The sequence below is a fragment of the Cytobacillus stercorigallinarum genome (genome assembly GCF_014836495.1).
Taxonomy (GTDB): domain Bacteria; phylum Bacillota; class Bacilli; order Bacillales; family Cytobacillaceae; genus Cytobacillus; species Cytobacillus stercorigallinarum.
The window spans coordinates 185,970-208,020 of record NZ_JACSQT010000006.1 but is presented as its reverse complement, the minus strand read 5'-3'; the positions used below and the strand labels follow the sequence as shown (position 1 = coordinate 208,020).

The following is a 22,051-nucleotide window of genomic DNA, read 5'->3' as shown; positions in this document are numbered from 1 at the left end:
GAAAAAGCATTAAATGAAGGAAAAGATATTGAGCCGCACCTTACATAAAAAGAAATCCCGAACAACATGAGATTGTTCGAGATTTTCTTTAGATTAAATATCTTTTAAAACATCATTATTATTGTCATCCTCAGAAAAAGTAAGGACTTCATCTACTGGTTGATACGATGCTCCATAGAACTGGATATCCTTGTACGTATGAATCAATTCATATGTTTTTATCATTGCATCAAAAATCATTTCTTCCGTTTCGTTATTTGGTGCCCAATATAAAATCTCCATTGCATTTACTTCATTTGTTGCAAGCGATCGACGACGGTAACCTATCGATTGAGCGTGCTCAAAACCTTCTCTTTTATAAAATTTTAAGCGTTTTTCGGTATCAGTATCTTCATAATCAACAGGTTCAACCTCTAGTATAATTGGTTTGCCTTTTTCCTTTAATTGATCAATTAATTTATGCCCTAAACCTTGTCCTCTTGAATCTTTGGACACAAATAAATAGTCGATAAAAACAAAAGTTTCAAGTTCCACATACATTAACACATGCATTGGACCCTCATCTTTATGATAAATATCAGGTCTCTCCTTTAACAGTGTTTCCATATGTTCTTTTGACTTCATCTCTTCTACAGGAAAGTACTGATTCAACTTTTCATACCAATGCATGGATCAAACCCCTTTATTATTTTAATAGTTCCAGTCGTGATAAACTTCCAGCTTTCTCTTCTTGTATAAGAAAATCGTATAAATAAGTCATCATTCACGTATAAATAAACTAAGTTTGTGAACGTTCTATCTCAAAGTATTTGTGATTTTCATTCTTTTCATTCTTTAATAAATGCTTTATTATAAGAAATAGAACTTCATCAGAATAACTTGAATTTTCCGAAAAGAAAATTGGAGGTTTATCAATGATTGGTTACTTTTCAGACTTAATTATCGTTTCATTGCTCATACTCAGTTTAACTTCCCTTTTAGGTGTACTATTAAACAGCTTGGGAATAAAATTTTTCGGTGGCAAGAAAAAATCCGAATTCGTAGACCAATCTGCGTTTATGCAAACCGGATGGAAAAACGTGGGCGGAAAGAAGAAATAATCCTCATCCTATATACTATGATAACGCATACACACTTCGTGTCAAATAATAAGCAGCTGATAAAGGCATATCAGCTGCTTTTTTTTAGTTTATTGGAGTATAATCAACATTTTCTGTATAATGGTTGCCAGCATTCCATAATAAAAATTCGTCAATTCCTTCTTCATTTAAGGCTTTAATTTGATCTTCTATTTCTTGCTTACCATATGGCTTGTAATTACCAGTTCCTAAATAAGATGCGGTAAAATCCTGTAGCCAAGGTCTAGAAATAGGCGGAGAAGCTAGTTCTTCTCTTTTGGCATTCTCTACCTTTGCATACTCCTTAATAAGCTTGTACGGTTCTAAATCTGGTTTTTGAATCCCAAAGTAAGGTCCCCAGTGGCTTGGATAAATCATAGAAGAAATGATATCAACATGTTCTGAGATTTTTGAGAAGTTCTGGCCAATCCCAGGTGCCTCTGGTAAAGTAGCGGTGTAACCAAAAATATCAACAGATACTTTGACACCGTACGGCTCTAATTGTTCTTTCGCAAACTTAACGAAGTCTGTAACAGCATCTACTCTTAACTGAACATCATCTTTACCGTTTGTATACTTTCCTTTACTATACTTCAATGAATCAGCCATATGCTCGAAACCTTCAGGAAAACGCACATAATCAAATTGAATTTCCTGGAATCCCATTTTAGCTGCTTCTATAGCAATATCGACATTATATTGCCACACTTCTTCCATAAACGGATTAACAAAAGCTTCTCCTCTTCCGTTTGTCCATACTTTATTTCCTTCTTTATACGACCATTCCGGCTTTAACTTAGCTAGTGTTGAATCCTTAAAAACAACGACCCTCGCAATAGGGTAAATCTCTTTTTCTTCTAATGTCGACAGCATCTTTTCCGTATCTTTTATATATGGCTCAACAATCTCTTTATATTTACTATCATCTTCCGGTTGGTATGTAAGGTTTCCCCAATCGTCCTTAATATCAATAACCATCGCATTTAATTCTGTCCCATCAACAAAATTAGTTAACCGCTCAAAATTTGCTCCTCCTGCCGATGGTCCAGTCACATAAATACCTCTAATAGCATCTGGGTAGGTAAAGTCGTAGCCTGAATCGTATGTAAACCGTTTCATTTGTTCAGGTAATTCCATTAAAAAACCAGCATATTCTTTCTGTGCATGAAGCTGGTAACTTTGCTGTTCAGCATTTGCATGGTCTAATTGTGGAACTACACTTAATAATAGTAAGAAAAATGCTACCTTAATTACCCTCACTATTTTTCCCTCCTCATCCATTTATTATCTTTTTCTTATCTCCTATTCTACTAGAAGTTAAACACAATGCAAAAGAAATTAGTAATAATAAGAAATATTTTAATTTTTGCGATAGTAATTTCATACAAACTATTGTATACTATATTCATACATTTTAGTGAGTGAAAGCACTAAACATATTTATAATATTCTTAGTTTTCATAACTAATATATTTTTTGATTCTTTAGGAAGGAGCAGATCTCAAGCAAGTTCAATCAATTTAAAAACGACCTCAATAAGAGATCGTTTTTAAGTTAACTTTTATATTCTTTTTGGTATTGTGCAAATTCTTTTTCAGAACAGTAAACAAAATGACCAGGACGAACTTCACGCATTTCAACCTTATCATCCGCACTATATTGATGAACAGCTGGGTCATATGTTTTTCGTTGACGAGTTCTTTCTGACTCTGGATCCGGTAAAGGGATAGCAGATAATAGAGATTGTGTATAAGGGTGAAGAGGATTGCTATACAACTCTTCCGCTGTTGTTAATTCAACTAGCTTACCAAAATACATTACTCCAATTCTATCACTAATATACTTAACCATTGACAAATCATGAGCAATGAATAAATAAGTTAGCCCCTTTTCACGCTGAAGTTTTTTCATTAAGTTAACAACTTGTGCCTGAATAGAAACGTCAAGAGCAGAAATTGGTTCATCAGCAATAATGAATTCCGGTTCTACAGCTAGCGCTCTAGCAATACCGATCCGCTGTCTCTGTCCACCAGAGAACTCATGTGGATAACGGTTAGCATGTTCTTTATTTAAGCCTACGGTTTCAAGTAGCTCATAAACGCGCTCCATACGCTCTGTTTTCGATTTTGCAAGCCCATGGATATCAATACCTTCAGCAATAATGTCCGCAACCGTCATACGGGGATTTAAGGATGCATAAGGGTCTTGGAAAATCATCTGCATTTTCCGGTTAAATGCTTTTAGTTGATTGTTTGATTTTTTACCGTGAACATTTTCGCCATTAAATAGGACCTGTCCATCCGTTGCATTATATAGACGGATGATTGTTCTACCAGTGGTGGATTTCCCACAACCTGACTCACCAACTAGACCAAGCGTTTCACCTTTGTAAATATCAAAGGTAATACCATCAACAGCTTTAACCATATTTGATTTACCAACATTAAAATGTTGTTTTAGATTTTTTATTTCAAGTAATTTTTCTGCCATAACTTAAATACCCTCCTTCACAATGATTGGTTTATCAAAATTGGAGGACATTTGACGTTGACGCAACTTCACGGCTTCAGGTGGTTCCACATGAGGCGCATCAGGATGTAACAACCAAGTTTTCGCAAAATGTGTTTCAGAAATTTGAAACATTGGTGGTTCTTCCTCGTAATCAATGGCTAATGCATATTTGTTCCTTGCAGCAAATGCATCACCAATTGGCGGATTTGTTAAGTCTGGTGGCGTACCAGGAATGGCAGCTAATTCATCTTTTGTATCATTATCAACACTTGGCATAGAAGCAAGTAGTCCCCAAGTATAAGGGTGCTTCGGATCATAAAAGATTTCATCTACTGTGCCTATTTCAACGATTTGACCAGCATACATAACAGCTACACGATCTGCCACATTGGCAACAACGCCTAGATCATGAGTGATAAAGATAATAGATGTGTCCATTTTCGCTTGTAACTCTTTCATTAACTCTAAAATTTGAGCTTGAATAGTTACATCAAGAGCGGTTGTAGGTTCATCAGCAATCAGTAATTTAGGGTTTGTAGCCAAGGCTATAGCTATCATTGCACGCTGTCTCATACCACCTGAGAATTCATGCGGATATTGATTTACTCGTTTATCAGGCATCGGAATACCAACTAGTTCTAATAACTTTATTGCACGTTTTTTAGCATCTGCTTTAGATAATCCTTGGTGCTTAATCAAACCTTCCATGATTTGATTACCAACTTTCATTGTTGGGTTTAATGAAGTCATTGGATCCTGGAAAATCATACTTATATCTTTACCGCGTATGTTTTCCATTTCTTTTTCTGATTTAGGTACAATATCATCACCATAGAAAAGAATTTCTCCACCAGTAATTTGGCCTGGAGGCATTGGAATTAGTTTCATTAGTGTTTGTGAAGTAACACTTTTACCTGAACCTGATTCACCAACAATAGCTAATGTCTCACCTTTATGAAGGTCAAAGCTAACACCACGAACAGCTTGTACCGTCCCTCCATAAGTTTGGAATGAGACTTTTAGATCTTTTACTTCGAGAATTTTTTCCATGTTCTCACTCCTTATTTACGGCTTCTTGGGTCGAGTGCGTCACGTAGACCATCACCGACTACATTGAATGCAAAAATGGTTAAACAAATAAAGATCGCAGGGAAGAATAATCGCCATGGGTAATATCTTAACGCTGGTAAACCATCATTGGCCATTGTACCCCAACTCGCTAGAGGCGGTGTTAAACCTAATCCTAGGAATCCAAGATAAGCTTCTGTAAAGATCGCAGAAGGAATTGTTAATGTCATTGTAACTAAAATTGGACCCATTGAGTTTGGAATTAAATGTTTACCCATAATTCTTGTTGTATTTGCACCTAAAGTTTTAGAAGCAAGAACAAATTCTTGATTCTTCAAGCTAAGTACTTGCCCTCGAACAATCCGGGACATATTAATCCATCCGGTTATTGTCATAGCAATAATCATCGTACTTAAACTTTGGCCTAGTACAACCATTAATAAGATTACTAATAATAAATAGGGAATTCCTGATAATACATCGGCTCCACGCATCATTATTTCATCCGTTCTACCGCCTTTGTATCCGGCAATTCCGCCCCAAGCAACACCGATAAATAAATCGATTAATGCAGCAGCAACACCAATAAAGATAGAAATTCTTGCACCTTCCCAAGTCCTGGCAAACATATCTCGCCCAAGATCATCTGTACCGAACCAATGCTCAGCAGAAGGTGGCTGATTTTTATTTGTTAAATCATTTGACTTATAGTCATATTCTGTCATATATGGTCCAAAGATTGCCATGAAGATGAGAATAATAAGTAGGACTATACCAAACATAGCAAGCTTATTTTTTCGGAATCTAATGAAGACATCTTTCCAATAAGAAAGACTTGGCTTCGAAATCTTTTCAGCATCATCTAATTGTGTGCCGACAACTTTGAATTTATCATTCGCACTTTGCATGATTGATTATTCTCCTTTCTTCCCAGCTAGTTTAATCCTTGGGTCGATGATTCCATACGCAATATCCACTAGGAGAATAGCTAATAGTAAAAGAATACTATAAAACACGGTTACACCCATTATTACTGTATAATCACGATTTGTAATACTTGTTACGAAGTGGAAACCTAACCCTGGAATACCGAAAATTTTCTCGATAACAAAGCTACCTGTTAAAATACCCGCGGTTAATGGGCCTAAATAAGTAACTACCGGAAGAAGAGCATTTCTCATTGCGTGCTTAACTGTAATTACTCCACCACTTAAACCTTTTGATTTAGCAGTTTTAATATAATCATTTGCTAATACTTCAATCATGCTTGATCGTGTTAGTCGCGCAATATATGCCATCGGACCTGCAGCAAGTGCAATCGCCGGCAATACGGTGTGCATAAATGATTCCCAACGAGCAACAGGGAATATTTGTAGTTTAATGGCCAAGAAATATTGTAGGAAAGTTGCCATAATAAACGATGGGACTGATATTCCTAAAACCGCTACTGCCATCGTTGAATAATCTTGCCACTTATTTTGTCTTAAGGCAGCTATTACACCAAATAACACACCAAAAGCAACAGCAATAAGAATGGCTTCTAAACCTAATACAAAAGAGACCGGAAATCCTTCTGAAATAAGGTCATTAACCGTTTGGCTCTTATATTTAAAAGATGGGCCAAAATCCCAAGTGACAACATTTACTAGGTAATCATAATATTGTTGATACCAAGGCTTGTCTAAGCCATAGTGTGCTTGTAAATTTGCTTCAATTTCAGGTGGTAACTTCTTCTCTGAAGCAAACGGGTTTCCGGGTGCAATGCGCATAAGGAAAAAGGTCGCTGTAATAATTAGCCATAATGAAATGAGCATATATAGCAGACGCTTTCCGATATATTTCGTCATTGTCCAACACCTCCATATTACTTTGTTGGTTTTCTCTATTATATTCTCTCGCGATTCCATTTTGGAAATATATAGTATCATTTCCAAAAGTCGAATCATCTCTCTTACAAGAACGAAGGTATATAGGAAATTTCATCCTATATACCTTTTATTCATTCGTTCAAATTATTCGAAGTGAGCCCACTTATATTGTACGTCACCTAAACCAGATACAAATACATCATTTAGGTTATCAACTTTAACCCAGTTATTTGTGTAGAAATAGATTGGAGCAACTGGCATTGCATCCATGAAGATAGCTTCTGCATCTTTTAACATTTGTTGACGTTTGTCAGCATCTGTTTCTGTTTGTGATTGTTCAAGTAATTTTTGGAATTCAGGATCTTCCCATCCTGTATTGTTATTACCGCCGTCAGCATCTTTGTACATTTCCAAGAAGTTCATGGCGTCATTGAAGTCTCCTAACCAACCCATACGAGCAATTTGGAAGTCTCCACTGTTTACACTGTCAAGGAATACATTCCATTCCGCATTGTCTAGAGTTACGTTAATACCAAGGTTTTCGCTCCACATATCTTGGACTGCTTGAGCGATTTTTTGATGAGCTTCATCTGTATTATAAGAAAGTTTAATTTCAGGCAATTCAGACGCATCACTAAGTCCTAATTCTTCAAGGCCTTTATCTAAAAATTCTTTTGCAGTTTCCACATCATTATCAGGGAAGTAGCCTTCTTCATTTTCTGGGAACATTGTAGGTGGAACAATACCCATAGCTGGAAGTTGTTCACCTTGTGTAATATTATTGATGATTGATTCACGATTAAGAGCGTGAGATAAAGCTTTTCTAATATTTTCGTTGTTAAGTGGTTCAACAGTCGTATTGAATTTGTAGTTATAAACCCCAGCGATTGCTTGTGTTTCTAATCTACCTTCATCTTTTAGCGCTTGCATAGCATCTGTTGGAATAGCTCCTGTTGGAGAACCTGCCCAATCCAATTCACCATTATCAAACATAGATAATTCAGTATTTGCATCATTAATCATGTACATTTCAATTTTATCTAATTTTACAGTGTCTTTATCCCAGTAAGTGTCGCTCTTTTCAAGCGTGATTTGGTCACTATGAGACCATTCAGCTAAGTGGAAAGGTCCGTTTGTCGTATAATCATCACCAGCATCAGTAGCCCAATCAGGATTTTCTTTAGCTATTTTACTGTTTACTGGTAAATAAGTATAGAATGCAGTTAATTCAAGAAAATATGGTGTCGGGTTCGCAAGCGTTACTTCTAGTGTTTTTTCATCAACCGCTTTAATACCCACATCATCTAAACTAGCTTCATCGCTATGTGCTGCTTCTGCTCCTTCAATATAATAAAGTTGATAAGCATATGTCGATTGATTAGCTGGATCTAGAGCCCATTTCCAAGCATATTCGAAATCTTCTGCTGTTACTGGATCACCATTTGACCATTGTGCATCTTCACGAATGTTAAATGTGTATGTTTTTTGATCTTCAGAAATTTCCCAATCTTCCGCCATAGCGGCCGCTGGTTTATCGTCTTGACCAATTCGAGTTAATCCTTCTAATACGTTACGAAGAACAGTACCAGAAGTAGAATCTTCAGCCAAACCTGGATTTAATGAAGGTGGTTCAGTTTTAATATTTACTTTTAATTCTTGAGGTACATCACTACCTCCATCGCCACCATCTGCATTGTCATCGCCGCCTCCACAAGCTGCTAGAACCATGCTAGCTAAAAGTAGCATACTTAAAAAGATTGACCATCTTTTTTTCACGGTGAAACCCCCTATTTTTAATTCAAACGATTCTCTACAGAAATAACAGTTGTTCACATAGAGTAGATTAATGAAAAAATCAAACAATTTTTAGTATAAAAACATTTGACTTCTTTATGCATCTAAGTAAAAAAAGTAAGTTCATTTACGATAGTTGCAAATTCCCTCTATTCAGATAATTCTGCTTGAATATTAAAATTTGTATCTATCAGACTACGATAAACTCACCCTTGCATCATACCATCTACCTGTACACGAACAAAATGTAACAAGTTTGTAAAGATGTCGTTTGGTAGGTTTTATTATAGTTTCTTTAAAAGTTTATTTCAAGCCCGTTTTAAATAATCTAAATTATCTATATTTTTTCAAAAAAATGTCGAATCATGTATTATTATTGTTATGTAAGGGTTTTCATAAGTTTTTATTGGTATATAACAAAGGGAAATTTTTTTCACTGTTATATGGCTCACTTGATTTACTTCTACATATATTATATTATGATTACAAATAAATAATACAAATTGCTGTGAGAAAAGAGTAGTATATTTAAGATGGTTTTAAGAGAGCTTATGGATGGTGCGAATAAGTAACCTATTAAATAGAATGGACTTTTTGAGCATGGATCATATAAGTCATTCACGTTGGGCTAACGTTACCAGCCTTTAAGAGATTCACATATGTGAATAATTAGGGTGGCACCGCGGACCATTCGTCCCTAGATTTTTTAGGGATGAGTGGTCTTTTTATATGTTCATTTCTCATAGCAAATAGGAGGATTATGATGAAAAAAACACTCTTTTCTGGTATTCAACCCAGTGGAACAATAACAATTGGTAACTATATCGGGGCATTAAGACAGTTTGTTGAGCTGCAAAATGAGTATGATTGCTACTTTTGTATCGTCGATCAACATGCTATCACTGTTCCACAGGATCGCTTACAACTAAGAAACAATATCCGTAGCCTAGCAGCACTTTATGTTGCGGTAGGCTTAGATCCTAATAAGGCAACTCTATTCGTTCAATCCGAAGTACCTGCACATGCACAAGCCGCATGGATGTTACAATGTATTTCTTATATCGGTGAGTTAGAAAGAATGACGCAGTTTAAAGATAAATCTGCTGGGAAAGAAGCTGTCTCAGCCGGCTTATTAACCTACCCACCACTAATGGCTGGAGATATCCTATTATATGGTACAGATATTGTCCCGGTTGGAGAAGATCAGAAACAGCATTTAGAATTAACAAGAGACTTAGCAGAAAGATTCAACAAAAAATACAATGACATCTTTACGATTCCAGAAGTAAGCATTCCAAAAGTGGGCGCACGAATCATGTCACTTCAAGATCCAACGAAAAAAATGAGTAAATCTGACCCTAATAAAAAAGGATTTATCTCTATTTTGGATGAACCGAAACAAATTGAGAAGAAAATTAAAAGCGCTGTAACAGATTCTGATGGCATCGTTGCTTTTGACAAAGAGAATAAACCTGGCGTTTCAAATTTATTAACGATTTACTCGATATTCTCAGGTGAATCAATTGAAAATATTGTGAATAAATATGAAGGAAAAGGGTACGGTGATTTTAAAGGGGATTTAGCTACAGTAATTATTAGCCACTTAAAACCTATTCAAGATAAATATCATCATCTCATGGAATCAGCAGAATTAGATGAGATATTAGATGCAGGAGCAGAAAATGCCAATAAAGTTGCAGGTAAAATGGTTAAAAAGATGGAAAACGCTATGGGATTAGGAAGAAAAAGGAAATAAAAAAAGGGACGTTCAAATTAAATTGAGCGTCCCTTTTTGATTTAATTTACCTTTGAACCATTTTCCATTTCCCATAACTTTTCAAAAAAAGGTTGTCCTTTAATGATATTCTCACAAAATCTTTCATGTTTCTTAGACCAACCTATCTTACTGTCTTCATATAAATTCATCCATGCATCATGGAAACCCATTGATTGAATACTTTTATACTCTTCAGGCATCCATTCTGTAAACCAATAGCGAATTTCCGCTTCATTTTCTGAACTATGAAGTTGATCTAGTGCCATAAACATTAATTGTTTGAGCTGCCTTTCCTTCCTTGTCAGGCCTTTCATTAATTCTGGATCTGGAGAAAGAATGTGAAAACTTTTTAGACTCGGCTTTTGTTCAAAAGTATATTCCATTTCATCGTGATTAGAAATCATTTCATATGTAAGTTGTTCTTGTCTTGGTATCAATCTACTCTTTCGAATTGGAATATGATACCCTATTGTATCAACGGCCATAATGCTTGTCCCATCAGTAATGACAAAACAATAATCCAATTGCACTCTTTCATGATTTTTTCTTAAATACGCTTTTTGATACACATCATTCAATAGTTGTTGTGGTAATTCAGATAGATCATTTTCAATATAATGAAATAGTGCTGGTGTAATTCTTAGTAGCGGTACTTGATCCAATAATTCAACTGCATCATCTTTTCGCCATTCATGAAATTGACAAACATTGTAACCATTCTCTTCCCCTTCAAACCAGTTCACCCAAACATCATGAAGATATAACATTTCCTAACCCCCACTCGCATGATTATTTGTCAATAAGTATGGGCAAACAACACTGATTTTATTCCTTTCTTTTACAATCTAATCCATTATTATTCTTTTCTATCTCATTCAAAAATGCAATTTGTACTTTATATAGAATTATTCAATCTATATAAAGTGTATTTTAAATGGAAGTAATTGTTATAATATTCATTTATTATTCATTAAGATAAATATTAATATAATTTAGAATAAATAGTTAATAGCTAAATTCCATAAACTTTACACTCATTACGAATCACATGATCGATTTTCCCCCCAAAAAAAAGAATGCAATTACCTTAAAAGGTCAATTGCATTCTTTTTCAGACTTACCTGCTAAGCCTTTACCTTCTAGACTTAGGATTTAGAGCGTCTTTAATGCCCTCTCCAATGAAATTAATTGCTAGTATTGTGATTGTAATAGCTGCAGCGGGCGGTACCCAAATCCAAGTTTTATTCCTTAATACGTCAGAATCACGCGCTTCAAAAAGCATGTTACCCCAACTTGGTATATTAGCTGGGACACCAGACCCTAAAAAACTTAAACCTGCTTCTGCCACAATAGTAACTGCCAACATTAAAGTTGCTTGAACAATGATTGTCGACGCTACATTAGGTAAGATATGCTTTCCAATAATCTTGATAGGTCTTGTTCCAATTGATTTCGCTGCTAAAACATATTCATTTTCCTTTTCTGATAAAAATCGGCTGCGAACGATCCGGGCAACCCCACCCCAGCTTAATAAACTGATAACTAATATCAGCGTCCAAACGCCAGAGACTTTCCCCACTAAGATTGTATTAAGAACAATTACAAAGACTAGAAATGGAAAGTTTAGTACAAAGTCAGTTATCCTCATAAATATTTGATCAATCTTTCCACCATTGTATCCAGCAATTGCGCCGACTATCGTTCCGATAACAATAATAAATGTCATACATGATAAACCAATTAAAAGTGATGTTCTCGCTCCATATACCATACGTGTAAAGATATCTCTACCATTCGTATCTGTTCCGAACCAATGCTCCGCAGAAGGTGGCAAATTCATCGACATGAAATTGATTCGTGTTATATCATGTGTCGTAAATAATGGGCCGAAAACCGCAATCAGCACAAATGAGACGAAAACAAATAAGCTAGTCATTGCAATTTTATTCTTGAGAAATTTTTTCCGCGCTAATTTCCAAGGAGAGAACTGCTTTTGCTTGTTTTTTATTAAAACTTGACCGTCTGTATTTAAAGATGCTTTCACCATATTTGCCCCCTATCCTAACCTAATTCTCGGATCAACAATGCCGTACAGTAAATCCGCAATTAAGTTACCTAATAACGTTAAAAATGAAAGCAGCATGGTAATCGTCATTAATACAGCATAATCTCGTCTATCGACTGATTCCAAAAACAATAAACCTATACCTGGATAAGTAAAAATTGTTTCAGTGATGACCGCTCCACCTATTAATGTCGCAATATCAAAACCTAAAAAAGTGATTAATGGGATCATCGAATTCCGTAAAATATGTTTATTATAAATAGCGGATTCACTTGTGCCTTTTGCTCGAGCAGTACGTACAAAGTCTTTACGGCTGTTTTCTATTACATCATTTCGTAAAAACTGCGTATACGAAGCTGTCCCCATGAGACCAAGAATTAAGGCTGGTAGGAGTACATGATGCATTCTACTTATATAATAGTCCCAAGTACCAGGTTGTAGTCCAACTTCAACGGATCCTGCAAATGGAAACCATCCTAATTGAAAGGAGAAAAAGTAAATAGCTATGATTCCGGCAACAAATGAAGGAATAGCTAGTCCTACATAGTTGTAACCTGCAATTAGATTATCTCCCCATGTGTATGGCCTTCTACCGGAGTACATCCCCATAGCAAAAGCAAAAATATATGTAATTATCAGTGATACAATCGCCAAAAATATCGTATTCGGTAAACGGTCAACAATTAAATCAAAGACAGGTATTTTATGTGCTGTCGAGTGTCCGAAGTCTCCTTGTACGAAATTTGTTACCCATCTGATATATTGAATATGAATAGGGTCATTGTATCCCAGTTTTTCTCTCATTTCTTCAATATATTCTGGATTTGTATTTGATGGGTCAATTTCACCCCCAAAAGGGTCCCCTGGCATAAACTTTGCCAGGGTAAAAACCACAATGGAAGTAAGGAATAACAACGGTATCATACCTAATATTCTGCGAAGTGAATATTGCAGCATGTTCCATTCTCCTTATCAATTAAAAGTTCGCGTGACGCTTATTCTGTAACATACCATTCATGAGTGTTAGTTTGGAATCCAACCGCATTAATATGAACACCTTGTAAGCGTTTATTAATACCGTATAAATCTAAGTTTTCCCATAATGGAATAGCTGGTATTTCTTCATTGAATAGTTTTTGCCACTCTACATACACTTCTTTACGATAGTCCTTATCAAACGCTTTTTCACTTAAAGCCTCGTTTAATAATTTATCATTTTCTTCATTTACCCAACGACCAAAGTTCCATTCGGCATTATTTGCCCATAATCCTGATGGATCTGGGTCAGAACCAGTGCTCCATGAGCCAAAGAATGCTTCTAATGCTTCATCATCTTCTGTTTTCATATCGTTATATAGGTTAAATTCGATTAATGACCCTGTCGCTAACTCTGTTTTCACACCAATATCATTCCAAGATTGAATGATCGCTTGAGAACGGCCTTCAAATGTAGCATTTCCTGCATAATGCCCAAAAGAAATTGAGAACGGTTCTCCATCTGGATCTTCCACGAACCCATCTCCGTCTACATCTTTATAGCCCGCTCCTGCTAGTAATTCTTTTGCTTTTTCTGGATTATACTCATATTGAGTTAACTCAGATTCGTCTGCTGCTATCCAGAAAGTGGATGGAATAACCGTATTAAATACTTTACCTTTACCAGACAAGAATGCATCAATCATTGCTTGACGGTCAATTGCATATAAAAGAGCATGGCGAAGATCTTTGTTTTTAAACTTATCAATATCATCTTTATTCGTACGTGCTTCTTGATCTCGATGACCAAATCTTAAACCAATGTATGAATAACCAACACCTGTTGTCTCTTCAACAGTGATATGATTCATTTTTTCGAGTTCTTCCACTTGGTTCGGAATCACTTCCATAATATCTACTTCGCCGTTTTGAAGCGCTCCATTTGCTACGGAAGCATCAATCACTTTTACTACGACACTATCTAACTTTGGTTCGCCTTTATAGTAATCTGCGAATTTCTCTAACTCTACGTACTCACCTGGTTTCACACTTTTTACTTTAAATGGTCCAAGACCTACTGGATTTGTTCTTACTTGCTCTGATTCACCTAAATCAGCTACAGCTATACCTTCAAAATGCTTCTTAGGCATTGGATGGGACCATAAATTCTCAAGGTTGTTTAGCTTCATTTCTTCAAATGTAATTGCGATTGTATAGTCATCAATCACTTTAATGCCTTCAATTGAGTCTGCTTTCCCATCTTTTTTCGCTTTTGCGCCTTTAATGCCTTCTACATAATTAAAACGCTCGCCATCATAATCTGGATCAGCCATTGTTTCTAATGCGAATTGCCAGTCTTCTACTGTCAATTCTTCACCATTATGCCATTTTACACCTTCTTTAAATTTGAAAGTGTATGTTAACTTATCCTCACTAATTTCCCATGTAGCAAGATCTGGTTCATACTCAAGGTCATCATTTACTTGATAAATTTCATCCCCGGTAAATTCTAAAATTTGTGCATCAACTGCACTACGGTAGTAAGCCGCTTCAAATACCCCTTCAGGCGCAGTTGTTACCGCTAACGTGACTTTTCCACCCTCAACCGGTTCACCAGTGTTAGCTTCTTCTTTATCTCCATCTTTTTCATTCCCACTCGTTTCGTTCCCGCTATTACAAGCTGCTAGAAACATAGAGAATACGAGTAATAACGAAATTAACCAAAAAGATTTCTTTTTCATTGTTCTCCCCCTAAATGATTTTTTAGTTATATAAATGACAAGCTACGTTATGACCAGCCTTCACCTCCTTTAAAGTCGGTTTCACTTCCATGCACTCTTTCATGGCATGTGAACAGCGTGGATGAAACGGGCAACCCGTTGGAGGATTGGCCGGACTTGGTACATCACCTTCTAAGATAATTCTCTGTTTCTTCTTTCTCGGATCCGGCTCAGGTATGGCCGAAATCAAAGCTTGTGTGTATGGGTGAAGTGGTTCTGCAAAAATACTATTCTTATCAGTTACTTCAACAATTCCACCTAAATACATCACAGCAATTCGATCACTCATATGCTTAACAACACTCAAATCATGTGCAATAAATAAAAATGTTAATTGAAATTCATTTTGCAGTTCCTTTAAGAGATTCAATACTTGGGACTGTACAGATACATCAAGTGCTGATACAGGTTCATCCGCAATAATTAGCTTTGGACGTAGTGCTAATGCTCGCGCAATACCAATCCTTTGCCTTTGACCACCAGAGAATTCATGAGCATATTTATAATAAGCATCTGACGGAAGTCCGACCTTATTAAGGAGATCCATGACTTCTTCTTTTAATTCTTTCACTGATTTCCCTCTAAAATTAACGAGCGGTTCTGAGACGATGTCCCCAACCATTTGCATTGGATTAAGTGAGGCGTATGGATCTTGGAAAACCATTTGAAAATCTTTGCGAATTGCTCTTAAAGTTTTTCCTTTCAAACTTGAAATATCTTGTCCATCAAAAATAATTTTTCCATCTGTTGGATTCATAAGTTTTAAAAGCGTTCGACCTGTCGTTGATTTGCCGCAACCCGATTCTCCAACAAGTCCAAATGTTTCGCCATTATGTATTTGAAAACTAACTCCGTCTACAGCTTTGACATGTCCTACCGTTCTTTGAAAAAAACCTGCTTTAATCGGGAAATATGTTTTTAAATCTTCTACTTCTAATAACACTTCTCGCTTCTCAGCTGTGTTATTTGACATATGTATTCCTCCCATTAGTCTGATAGCTGTTCTCATATAAAAGACAGGCAGCCTCATGTCCATTTTCAACAAAACCTAATAAAGGTGTGATTTCAGTACATTCAGGCATTCTTTTTGGACAACGATCAGCAAATCTACAACCAACTTCTGGCATATCTTTAAGGGATGGTACTAAGCCGTCAATCGACCCTAATTCTTTCTCTTCTTCATCCAATTTAGGGATCGATTGTAATAATAACTGTGTATAAGGGTGTTTAGGGTTATGAAAAAGTGCATCTACATTTGTTCTTTCAACAATTTTCCCAGCATACATAACAATTACATCGTCACACATTTCAGCAACGACCCCAAGATCATGGGTAATAAGAATTATTGCCATATTATTGATTGATTGAATTTCCCTTAATAAATCTAGTATTTGGGCTTGTACTGTCACATCTAATGCAGTCGTTGGCTCATCAGCTATAAGTAACTTTGGTTGGCAGGCAATCGCAATAGCAATCATTACCCGTTGCCTCATTCCCCCTGAAAGTTGATGGGGATATTCATCAACGATATTCTCTGGCCTTGATATGCCTACTTGTCTTAAAAGATGGATGCTTTTTTCTCGCGCATCCTTTTTCGAAATCTTCTGATGATTAAAGAGAATCTCCTGTAATTGAAAACCAATTGTGAATACAGGGTTAAGTGCCGTCATTGGTTCTTGGAAAATCATTGAGATATCATTACCTCGGATGGTATTCATTTGATTAATGGAGTAATTCTCAATATTCTTACCTTCAAAAACAATTTCACCACCAGTGACTTTTCCTGTTTCCTTCGGTAATAACTGCATAATGGACATAGACATGACACTCTTTCCACAGCCTGATTCTCCCACGACACCAAGAATTTGTTTTTTCTTTACGTCAAAAGATACATTATCTACTGCGTGATAGACCTTTCCGTCTATATCAAAACCTGCTTTTAATTCTTTTACTTGTAAAATTGTGTCCAAGCTAGGACTATCTTCTTTTCCTACCATTTCAACACCTCAATCGTAATATCTTACAGTATTGTAAAATATTTAGTACTAGGATTAATTATCTGTATATTATTACAAATAGATTACGAATACAAGGAATTTTTTCAAAAATCTATCTTTTGATAATATTATAAATAGTATGGAGTGGTCATGAAATAGTTCTTACATCCTGTTACTTGTATGTTAATATAAGGAAAAAATACTATTTTACTTACTTTGACAATTTCCTTATTTCCTTTACATGTTTTCTCACCTACTCTATTCTTTTTCCCACTGAGGCAAAAATAACTTCGAAGGAATAACCATGCTTTCTTTAAGCTTGATTTTCTTTTCATTGTCATACATTGAGACAATTTCATAGCCAATGGAATAGCCAAGCATTTTTGGATATTTCCCCTCACCGAATAGAATTTGGTCATGTAATTCATTGTCTCTCTTTATGTCTATATTGTTTTTTACATATTTATGCCAATAGTATCGTATTCTTTCTCTATCATGTTCTGTGCACCACTTTGAACGATACGATTTTCCACAACTCTTCTCCACTGCCCATTCTGCTAATCCTTCTAATACTATGCTATCCAATAGTGTATACTCAGCCATTTCTTTTTTTAATCTCTTCATTCTGCAGATATGATGGTATTCATGAACAAATAATGCTTCTAACTCTTTCTCATCTTCTAATGGAGCGAGAAATAAAAACATCTTGTCAGGGAATGACAAGCCAGACTTCACATAAGATGTTCTAAAGAATAATCCGCCTTGTGCAATTGGAAATAAGTAAATTGGGACATCTGGCCCTTTCCAGTTTTTTCTATACTTATTTAATAACAATTCAACCTTTTCCCATGTTCTATTTTCTTTTAACTGTTTGAATTGTTCTTTATTCCTTCTATTTGGTGAATACATGCCAAAGGAGGATAAGAATTGGTATAACCTTTGTGGCTCGTTTTCATGGAATGAATCTAACAATGGTTCAATTAACTTTTCTGGATCAGTAAAATGCTGATTTAACCATTCATCTGTTCTAATTACCGGCATATGTTTCTCTCCCATCAAATGTTGTTGTTTATTTTATGGAAGAGACAAATAATCGGTTCAAAAGAAAACCATAAAAATATAAAAAACACGGACAAATTCCGCCATGTAACAAAGCAGAACTTATCCGTGTTTCATTTTATTATTGATATTTTTTGAAGACGATTGTTGCGTTATGACCACCAAAGCCTAATGAGTTACTCATAACAGCTCCAATAGTTTTTTCTCTTGATACATTAGGTACATAATCTAAGTCACAATCTGGATCTTTTGTATTGTAATTAATCGTTGGTGGCAACGTACTATCTCTTAACGCTAAGATAGAGAAAATCGCCTCAACGCCTCCGGCAGCACCTAGAAGGTGACCTGTCATAGATTTGGTTGAACTAATGGCTAAATGATAAGCATGTTCACCAAAAACACTTTTCACTGCAACAGTTTCATATTTATCGTTATAATCTGTGCTCGTACCATGAGCATTAATATAATCGATTTGTTCAGGAGTGAGTCCCGCATCGTCAAGTGCCATTTTCATTGCACGCGCACCGCCTTCCCCCTCTGGTGCAGGTGCGGTAATATGATAGGCATCTCCAGTAGAACCATACCCAACAATTTCAGCATAAATATTGGCACCGCGAGCTAGTGCATGTTCTAATTCTTCAAGAATGAGAATACCTGCACCTTCTCCGATAACAAATCCATCTCTATCTTTATCAAATGGACGACTTGCTGTAGCTGGATCTGGATTGGTAGATAGCGCTGTGTTAGCACAGAATCCTGCAACAGACATTCTCGTAATTGGTGCTTCTGCTCCTCCTGTTACCATGACATCAGCATCACCACGCTGAATGACTTTAAAAGCATCACCGATTGAATTCGTTCCAGTTGCACAAGCGGTTACTGTACAAGAATTCACTCCCTTTGCACCTAATGTGATTGATACTTGCCCTGCAGCCATATCCGGTATCATCATTGGTACAAAGAATGGACTCACTCGGCGGTAGCCTCTGTTTAAAAAGGTTTCAAATTGATTCTCGAATGTTTCCATTCCACCGATTCCTGATCCTACCCAAACGCCAACACGATGCGCGTTTTCATCATTTATCGTCAAATTAGCATCTTTCACTGCCATGATGGAAGAAGCCACTGCATAATGAGTAAAGCGATCCATCTTTCTTGCATCTTTCTTCTCTAAATACTCATGAATATCAAAATCCTTCACTTCCGCAGCTACTTTAGCAGGATATTCATCAGCATTTAATCTTGTTAGCGGTCCTACTCCAGATTTTCCAGCTTTAATATTACTCCACGACTGTTCTACATTATTTCCAACCGGTGTTACTGCTCCAAGTCCTGTTACAACGACACGTTTTTTTTCCACTATTATGTCACTCCTTTTATATCAATAAAACCTATTATATTTATACTTATTTTCCCCATTTTAAAGCGATGGCTCCCCATGTTAATCCGCCACCAAATCCGACCATTACGATAATATCATCATCTTTAATTTTCCCAGCTTCTATCTCCTCAATCATAGCAATTGGTATAGAAGAAGCTGATGTATTACCATATTTATCAATTGTTTTTGACATTTTTTCAATTGGTAACTCTAAACGTTGTCTAGAAGCTTCCATAATACGAATATTTGCTTGATGAGGGATAAGAAAATCTACATCCTCTTTTGTTAAACCTGCTTTTTCTAATACATTAATACAACTTTCACCCATTTGTCTAACAGCAAACTTATAAACTTCTCTACCATTCATCACAATGTACTTATCTTGATAGAGATGCTTCGCTCCACTCCCATCTGCTCCTAGTTCAAATGATAAAATGCCTCTTCCTTCAGATACAGGGGCAATGACAGCAGCACCCGCACCATCTCCAAAAAGGACAGCTGTATTACGATCAGACCAATCGGTTACTTTAGACAGCTTTTCAACGCCTACCACTAGTACATTCTGGTACGTTTTCGTTTCAATAAATTGTTTCGCTGTAATCACACCGTACATAAAACCAGCACAAGCTGCACTTACATCCATAGCTGCTGCTTTCTTTGCCCCTAACTTTTCCTGCAATAAACAAGCAACACTTGGAAATGGCTGATCTGGTGTGACAGTTGAGACAATAATTAAATCGATATCTTCAGGAGACAAGTCTGCATCCTGTAATGCTTTTTTTGCAGCAGCGAATGCCATATCAGAAGTATCTGTATCGTCATCGGCAATCCGCCTTTGTTCGATACCTGTTCTCGTGCGGATCCATTCATCTGAAGTATCCATTATTTTTTCTAAATCAGCATTCGTTACTATTTTTTCGGGCAAGTATCTACCTAAGCCAACAATTCCAGCATTCATCTTTCCCACTCCCTTTTTCTTTTCCACTTTGTCGTTATAAGAAATTCAACCTTTTTGTTTACGAGAAATAAAATTTAATATCAATTATTAGTACTTGGTACTAATTTTATCAAATAAGCAGGTATAGTTTCAATATTTTTCTTCATAATTATTATTTTCGTCCAACCTTTTCTTTTATTCACCCATATATTATAAGGAATAACCTATACAATAGAAGATCAAAAGGAGGATTGCTTATATGAGTGAAGAACCGTTTTTTAATCAATTTATGTTTGGTAATAGAGATGCTCGTCAAAGTGAAGATTGGATTCTCGGAAGAAAACATCAGCAGGAGGAGGAAAAATCACCTTCTATTTTGAATACAATCGAACAATTAGATTTAGGGGAATTAATGGTCAATATGTCTCAATTAATGGATTCTGCAGAGGAATTAAAACCACTTTTAAAACATGCTGCTCCAATCGTTGAAGTCTTTATGAATAAAAAAAGCTAACGGCGATCCCACGCCGCTAGCTTTTTTCTTATTCATGCTCTTTTTGTGCATCTGCTTTCCCTAATTCATAAGCTTCATTCATCACTTGTGTAAACATCGTCATAAACGGTTGAATCATTTCCATTGATAAATTTACACCTGACTTTTCTAGTTCCGCTTTTGCTTCAGGTAGATATTTCATCGCGATTTGCATAAATTCCATTGTTTTATCATTTGACATTCTGTGATCCTCCTATGATGGTTCTTTCGGTAAATTACCTGTTTCTTTATATTTTTTTACTGCTGCATTTAATTGTTGAATAAAGGTTGGAGATAATTCTGGACTATACGCACCTAATGAAATGACATCATCTTGAAAGTCAAAAGAAAGGTTCCCAGACTGCAGTTCTCCATTATGAAATTGTTCTGCTACTATTTCATACAAATGGTCAACATATTGAATTGTACTTGTTAATACTGCTGATTTTCCTAAATGGGATTGGTCAGAAACATAACCAATGGCATATAAACCATGCTCTTTTACTTTTTCAATGACAGGGACATTATATCCATCACCTGCTGGATAAACGACATCTGCTTTTTCTATGACCAACTTGTCCATTAACCCCGCAGCCTTATGGGCATCATCCCAATTTTCAACATAATGTATTTTAACATTTGCTTCATCATTTTGAAAGTTCACACCATCAATAAAACCTTTTACTTCTGGCTGCCATTCAAATGCCGCAATAATACCAACAATATTAGTAGATGTCATCTCACCAGCCACCATACCTCCGAAAAAGCCCATTGCATATCCTTCAAAATTTAAACTTGTCGTATTTTCATTTTGTGCGTCCCCGTTAAAGCTTATAAACTGAATGTCTGGATATTGTGCTGATATTTGATTAAAGTACTCTGCATATTCATTTCCATGTCCAAAAATTAAATTGACCCCTTTTTTTGAAAATTCCTTTACCGCTCTTTCGACAACGAGTTGTGAGTTCATTCCTTCTTTATAATACACATCAATATCATAAGTAGACTGTATCTTGAGTAGGCCTTTATACCCTTTCGTACCCCACACTTGATCATTAATGGTATCCGGCACTAATAAGCCAGCCTTTTGCAGCTGACCCCCAGAAAATACCTGTCCACATGACGTTAATAAGAAAAGACACAGGACTAAACTCCCCCACATAATTAAAGCTTTCTTCATTTCTATAT

The 22,051-nt window shown here is 36.0% G+C and carries 21 protein-coding genes and 1 other annotated feature; of the genes, 3 read left to right on the top strand and 18 right to left on the bottom strand.

Going from position 1 to position 22,051, the window contains the following annotated elements:
• Window positions 1–93: 93 nt before the first annotated feature.
• On the bottom strand, window positions 94–669 hold the full coding sequence (locus H9655_RS13725; RefSeq protein ID WP_191814912.1) for a GNAT family N-acetyltransferase: 576 nt from the start codon (window positions 667–669) through the stop codon (window positions 94–96).
• A gap of 245 nt (window positions 670–914) precedes the next feature.
• Here H9655_RS13725 and H9655_RS13720 point away from each other — a divergent pair, with 245 nt between their 5' ends.
• Window positions 915–1,100, top strand: a complete 186-nt coding sequence (locus tag H9655_RS13720; RefSeq protein WP_191814910.1) for a hypothetical protein — start codon at window positions 915–917, stop codon at window positions 1,098–1,100.
• An 84-nt stretch (window positions 1,101–1,184) separates the two neighbouring features.
• Here the strand turns inward: H9655_RS13720 and H9655_RS13715 are convergent, their stop codons facing one another.
• The 6 genes from H9655_RS13715 to H9655_RS13690 form a co-directional block, all read right to left on the bottom strand.
• Window positions 1,185–2,399, bottom strand: a complete 1,215-nt coding sequence (locus H9655_RS13715; RefSeq protein ID WP_191814908.1) for a putative glycoside hydrolase — start codon at window positions 2,397–2,399, stop codon at window positions 1,185–1,187.
• Window positions 2,400–2,672: 273 nt separating this feature from the next.
• A complete protein-coding gene (locus H9655_RS13710; RefSeq protein WP_191814906.1) occupies window positions 2,673–3,608 on the bottom strand; it encodes an ABC transporter ATP-binding protein in 936 nt (311 codons plus the stop codon).
• Between the two features lie 3 nt (window positions 3,609–3,611).
• Entirely contained in the window at window positions 3,612–4,679 is a 1,068-nt protein-coding gene (locus tag H9655_RS13705) for an ABC transporter ATP-binding protein (protein ID WP_191814904.1), read from the bottom strand.
• 11 nt (window positions 4,680–4,690) lie between these two features.
• Window positions 4,691–5,605 (bottom strand): ABC transporter permease, encoded by a 915-nt coding sequence (locus H9655_RS13700; RefSeq protein ID WP_191814902.1) that lies wholly within the window; start codon window positions 5,603–5,605, stop codon window positions 4,691–4,693.
• 6 nt (window positions 5,606–5,611) lie between these two features.
• A complete protein-coding gene (locus tag H9655_RS13695) occupies window positions 5,612–6,544 on the bottom strand; it encodes an ABC transporter permease (RefSeq protein ID WP_191814900.1) in 933 nt (310 codons plus the stop codon).
• Between the two features lie 165 nt (window positions 6,545–6,709).
• Window positions 6,710–8,341: a peptide ABC transporter substrate-binding protein gene (locus H9655_RS13690; protein WP_191814898.1), complete on the bottom strand. Its 1,632-nt coding sequence runs from the start codon at window positions 8,339–8,341 to the stop codon at window positions 6,710–6,712.
• A gap of 517 nt (window positions 8,342–8,858) precedes the next feature.
• Window positions 8,859–9,061 (top strand) — a binding site (T-box leader).
• A 61-nt stretch (window positions 9,062–9,122) separates the two neighbouring features.
• Between H9655_RS13690 and trpS the strand changes: the two genes are divergently transcribed.
• Window positions 9,123–10,115 carry a tryptophan--tRNA ligase gene (trpS, locus tag H9655_RS13685; RefSeq protein WP_095369804.1) on the top strand — a complete coding sequence of 331 codons (993 nt, stop codon included), beginning with the start codon at window positions 9,123–9,125 and terminating at the stop codon, window positions 10,113–10,115.
• 41 nt (window positions 10,116–10,156) lie between these two features.
• Here the strand turns inward: trpS and H9655_RS13680 are convergent, their stop codons facing one another.
• The 9 genes from H9655_RS13680 to H9655_RS13640 all read right to left on the bottom strand — a co-directional run bounded on the left by H9655_RS13680 (window position 10,157) and on the right by H9655_RS13640 (window position 20,352).
• Window positions 10,157–10,903, bottom strand: coding sequence for a YjbA family protein (locus H9655_RS13680; RefSeq protein WP_095369805.1), 747 nt, complete (start codon window positions 10,901–10,903; stop codon window positions 10,157–10,159).
• A gap of 365 nt (window positions 10,904–11,268) precedes the next feature.
• The gene (gene opp4C / locus H9655_RS13675) at window positions 11,269–12,183 is read right to left on the bottom strand and encodes an oligopeptide ABC transporter permease (protein WP_191814896.1); all 915 of its coding nucleotides are present in this window, start codon (window positions 12,181–12,183) and stop codon (window positions 11,269–11,271) included.
• Window positions 12,184–12,192: 9 nt separating this feature from the next.
• Window positions 12,193–13,158, bottom strand: coding sequence for an oligopeptide ABC transporter permease (opp4B, locus tag H9655_RS13670; protein ID WP_191814894.1), 966 nt, complete (start codon window positions 13,156–13,158; stop codon window positions 12,193–12,195).
• A 38-nt stretch (window positions 13,159–13,196) separates the two neighbouring features.
• Window positions 13,197–14,918, bottom strand: a complete 1,722-nt coding sequence (gene opp4A / locus H9655_RS13665; protein ID WP_191814892.1) for an oligopeptide ABC transporter substrate-binding protein — start codon at window positions 14,916–14,918, stop codon at window positions 13,197–13,199.
• Between the two features lie 22 nt (window positions 14,919–14,940).
• Window positions 14,941–15,930: an ABC transporter ATP-binding protein gene (locus tag H9655_RS13660; protein WP_095369809.1), complete on the bottom strand. Its 990-nt coding sequence runs from the start codon at window positions 15,928–15,930 to the stop codon at window positions 14,941–14,943.
• Window positions 15,920–16,954 (bottom strand): ABC transporter ATP-binding protein, encoded by a 1,035-nt coding sequence (locus tag H9655_RS13655; RefSeq protein ID WP_191814890.1) that lies wholly within the window; start codon window positions 16,952–16,954, stop codon window positions 15,920–15,922. The genes H9655_RS13660 and H9655_RS13655 overlap by 11 nt, the downstream gene beginning before the upstream one ends.
• Before the next feature lie 258 nt (window positions 16,955–17,212).
• Window positions 17,213–17,995, bottom strand: a complete 783-nt coding sequence (locus H9655_RS13650) for a DUF2268 domain-containing protein (protein ID WP_191814889.1) — start codon at window positions 17,993–17,995, stop codon at window positions 17,213–17,215.
• Between the two features lie 139 nt (window positions 17,996–18,134).
• A complete protein-coding gene (gene fabF, locus H9655_RS13645) occupies window positions 18,135–19,373 on the bottom strand; it encodes a beta-ketoacyl-ACP synthase II (RefSeq protein ID WP_095369812.1) in 1,239 nt (412 codons plus the stop codon).
• Window positions 19,374–19,419: 46 nt separating this feature from the next.
• Window positions 19,420–20,352 (bottom strand): beta-ketoacyl-ACP synthase III, encoded by a 933-nt coding sequence (locus tag H9655_RS13640; protein ID WP_095369813.1) that lies wholly within the window; start codon window positions 20,350–20,352, stop codon window positions 19,420–19,422.
• 238 nt (window positions 20,353–20,590) lie between these two features.
• Between H9655_RS13640 and H9655_RS13635 the strand changes: the two genes are divergently transcribed.
• Window positions 20,591–20,845 carry a hypothetical protein gene (locus H9655_RS13635; protein ID WP_095369814.1) on the top strand — a complete coding sequence of 85 codons (255 nt, stop codon included), beginning with the start codon at window positions 20,591–20,593 and terminating at the stop codon, window positions 20,843–20,845.
• A gap of 28 nt (window positions 20,846–20,873) precedes the next feature.
• Here the strand turns inward: H9655_RS13635 and H9655_RS13630 are convergent, their stop codons facing one another.
• Both H9655_RS13630 and H9655_RS13625 read right to left on the bottom strand, forming a co-directional pair.
• On the bottom strand, window positions 20,874–21,065 hold the full coding sequence (locus H9655_RS13630) for a ComZ family protein (protein ID WP_191814887.1): 192 nt from the start codon (window positions 21,063–21,065) through the stop codon (window positions 20,874–20,876).
• A 12-nt stretch (window positions 21,066–21,077) separates the two neighbouring features.
• Window positions 21,078–22,043 (bottom strand): BMP family ABC transporter substrate-binding protein, encoded by a 966-nt coding sequence (locus tag H9655_RS13625; protein WP_191814885.1) that lies wholly within the window; start codon window positions 22,041–22,043, stop codon window positions 21,078–21,080.
• Window positions 22,044–22,051 lie beyond the last annotated feature (8 nt).

Coding starts and splice junctions, on each gene's coding strand:
- H9655_RS13725 (WP_191814912.1), bottom strand. CDS start 669: ATGCATTGGTATGAAAAGTTGAATCAGTACTTTCCTGTAGAAGAGATG.
- H9655_RS13720 (WP_191814910.1), top strand. CDS start 915: ATGATTGGTTACTTTTCAGACTTAATTATCGTTTCATTGCTCATACTC.
- H9655_RS13715 (WP_191814908.1), bottom strand. CDS start 2,399: ATGGATGAGGAGGGAAAAATAGTGAGGGTAATTAAGGTAGCATTTTTC.
- H9655_RS13710 (WP_191814906.1), bottom strand. CDS start 3,608: ATGGCAGAAAAATTACTTGAAATAAAAAATCTAAAACAACATTTTAAT.
- H9655_RS13705 (WP_191814904.1), bottom strand. CDS start 4,679: ATGGAAAAAATTCTCGAAGTAAAAGATCTAAAAGTCTCATTCCAAACT.
- H9655_RS13700 (WP_191814902.1), bottom strand. CDS start 5,605: ATGCAAAGTGCGAATGATAAATTCAAAGTTGTCGGCACACAATTAGAT.
- H9655_RS13695 (WP_191814900.1), bottom strand. CDS start 6,544: ATGACGAAATATATCGGAAAGCGTCTGCTATATATGCTCATTTCATTA.
- trpS (WP_095369804.1), top strand. CDS start 9,123: ATGAAAAAAACACTCTTTTCTGGTATTCAACCCAGTGGAACAATAACA.
- H9655_RS13680 (WP_095369805.1), bottom strand. CDS start 10,903: ATGTTATATCTTCATGATGTTTGGGTGAACTGGTTTGAAGGGGAAGAG.
- opp4C (WP_191814896.1), bottom strand. CDS start 12,183: ATGGTGAAAGCATCTTTAAATACAGACGGTCAAGTTTTAATAAAAAAC.
- opp4B (WP_191814894.1), bottom strand. CDS start 13,158: ATGCTGCAATATTCACTTCGCAGAATATTAGGTATGATACCGTTGTTA.
- opp4A (WP_191814892.1), bottom strand. CDS start 14,918: ATGAAAAAGAAATCTTTTTGGTTAATTTCGTTATTACTCGTATTCTCT.
- H9655_RS13660 (WP_095369809.1), bottom strand. CDS start 15,930: ATGTCAAATAACACAGCTGAGAAGCGAGAAGTGTTATTAGAAGTAGAA.
- H9655_RS13655 (WP_191814890.1), bottom strand. CDS start 16,954: ATGGTAGGAAAAGAAGATAGTCCTAGCTTGGACACAATTTTACAAGTA.
- H9655_RS13650 (WP_191814889.1), bottom strand. CDS start 17,995: ATGCCGGTAATTAGAACAGATGAATGGTTAAATCAGCATTTTACTGAT.
- H9655_RS13640 (WP_095369813.1), bottom strand. CDS start 20,352: ATGAATGCTGGAATTGTTGGCTTAGGTAGATACTTGCCCGAAAAAATA.
- H9655_RS13635 (WP_095369814.1), top strand. CDS start 20,591: ATGAGTGAAGAACCGTTTTTTAATCAATTTATGTTTGGTAATAGAGAT.
- H9655_RS13630 (WP_191814887.1), bottom strand. CDS start 21,065: ATGTCAAATGATAAAACAATGGAATTTATGCAAATCGCGATGAAATAT.
- H9655_RS13625 (WP_191814885.1), bottom strand. CDS start 22,043: ATGAAGAAAGCTTTAATTATGTGGGGGAGTTTAGTCCTGTGTCTTTTC.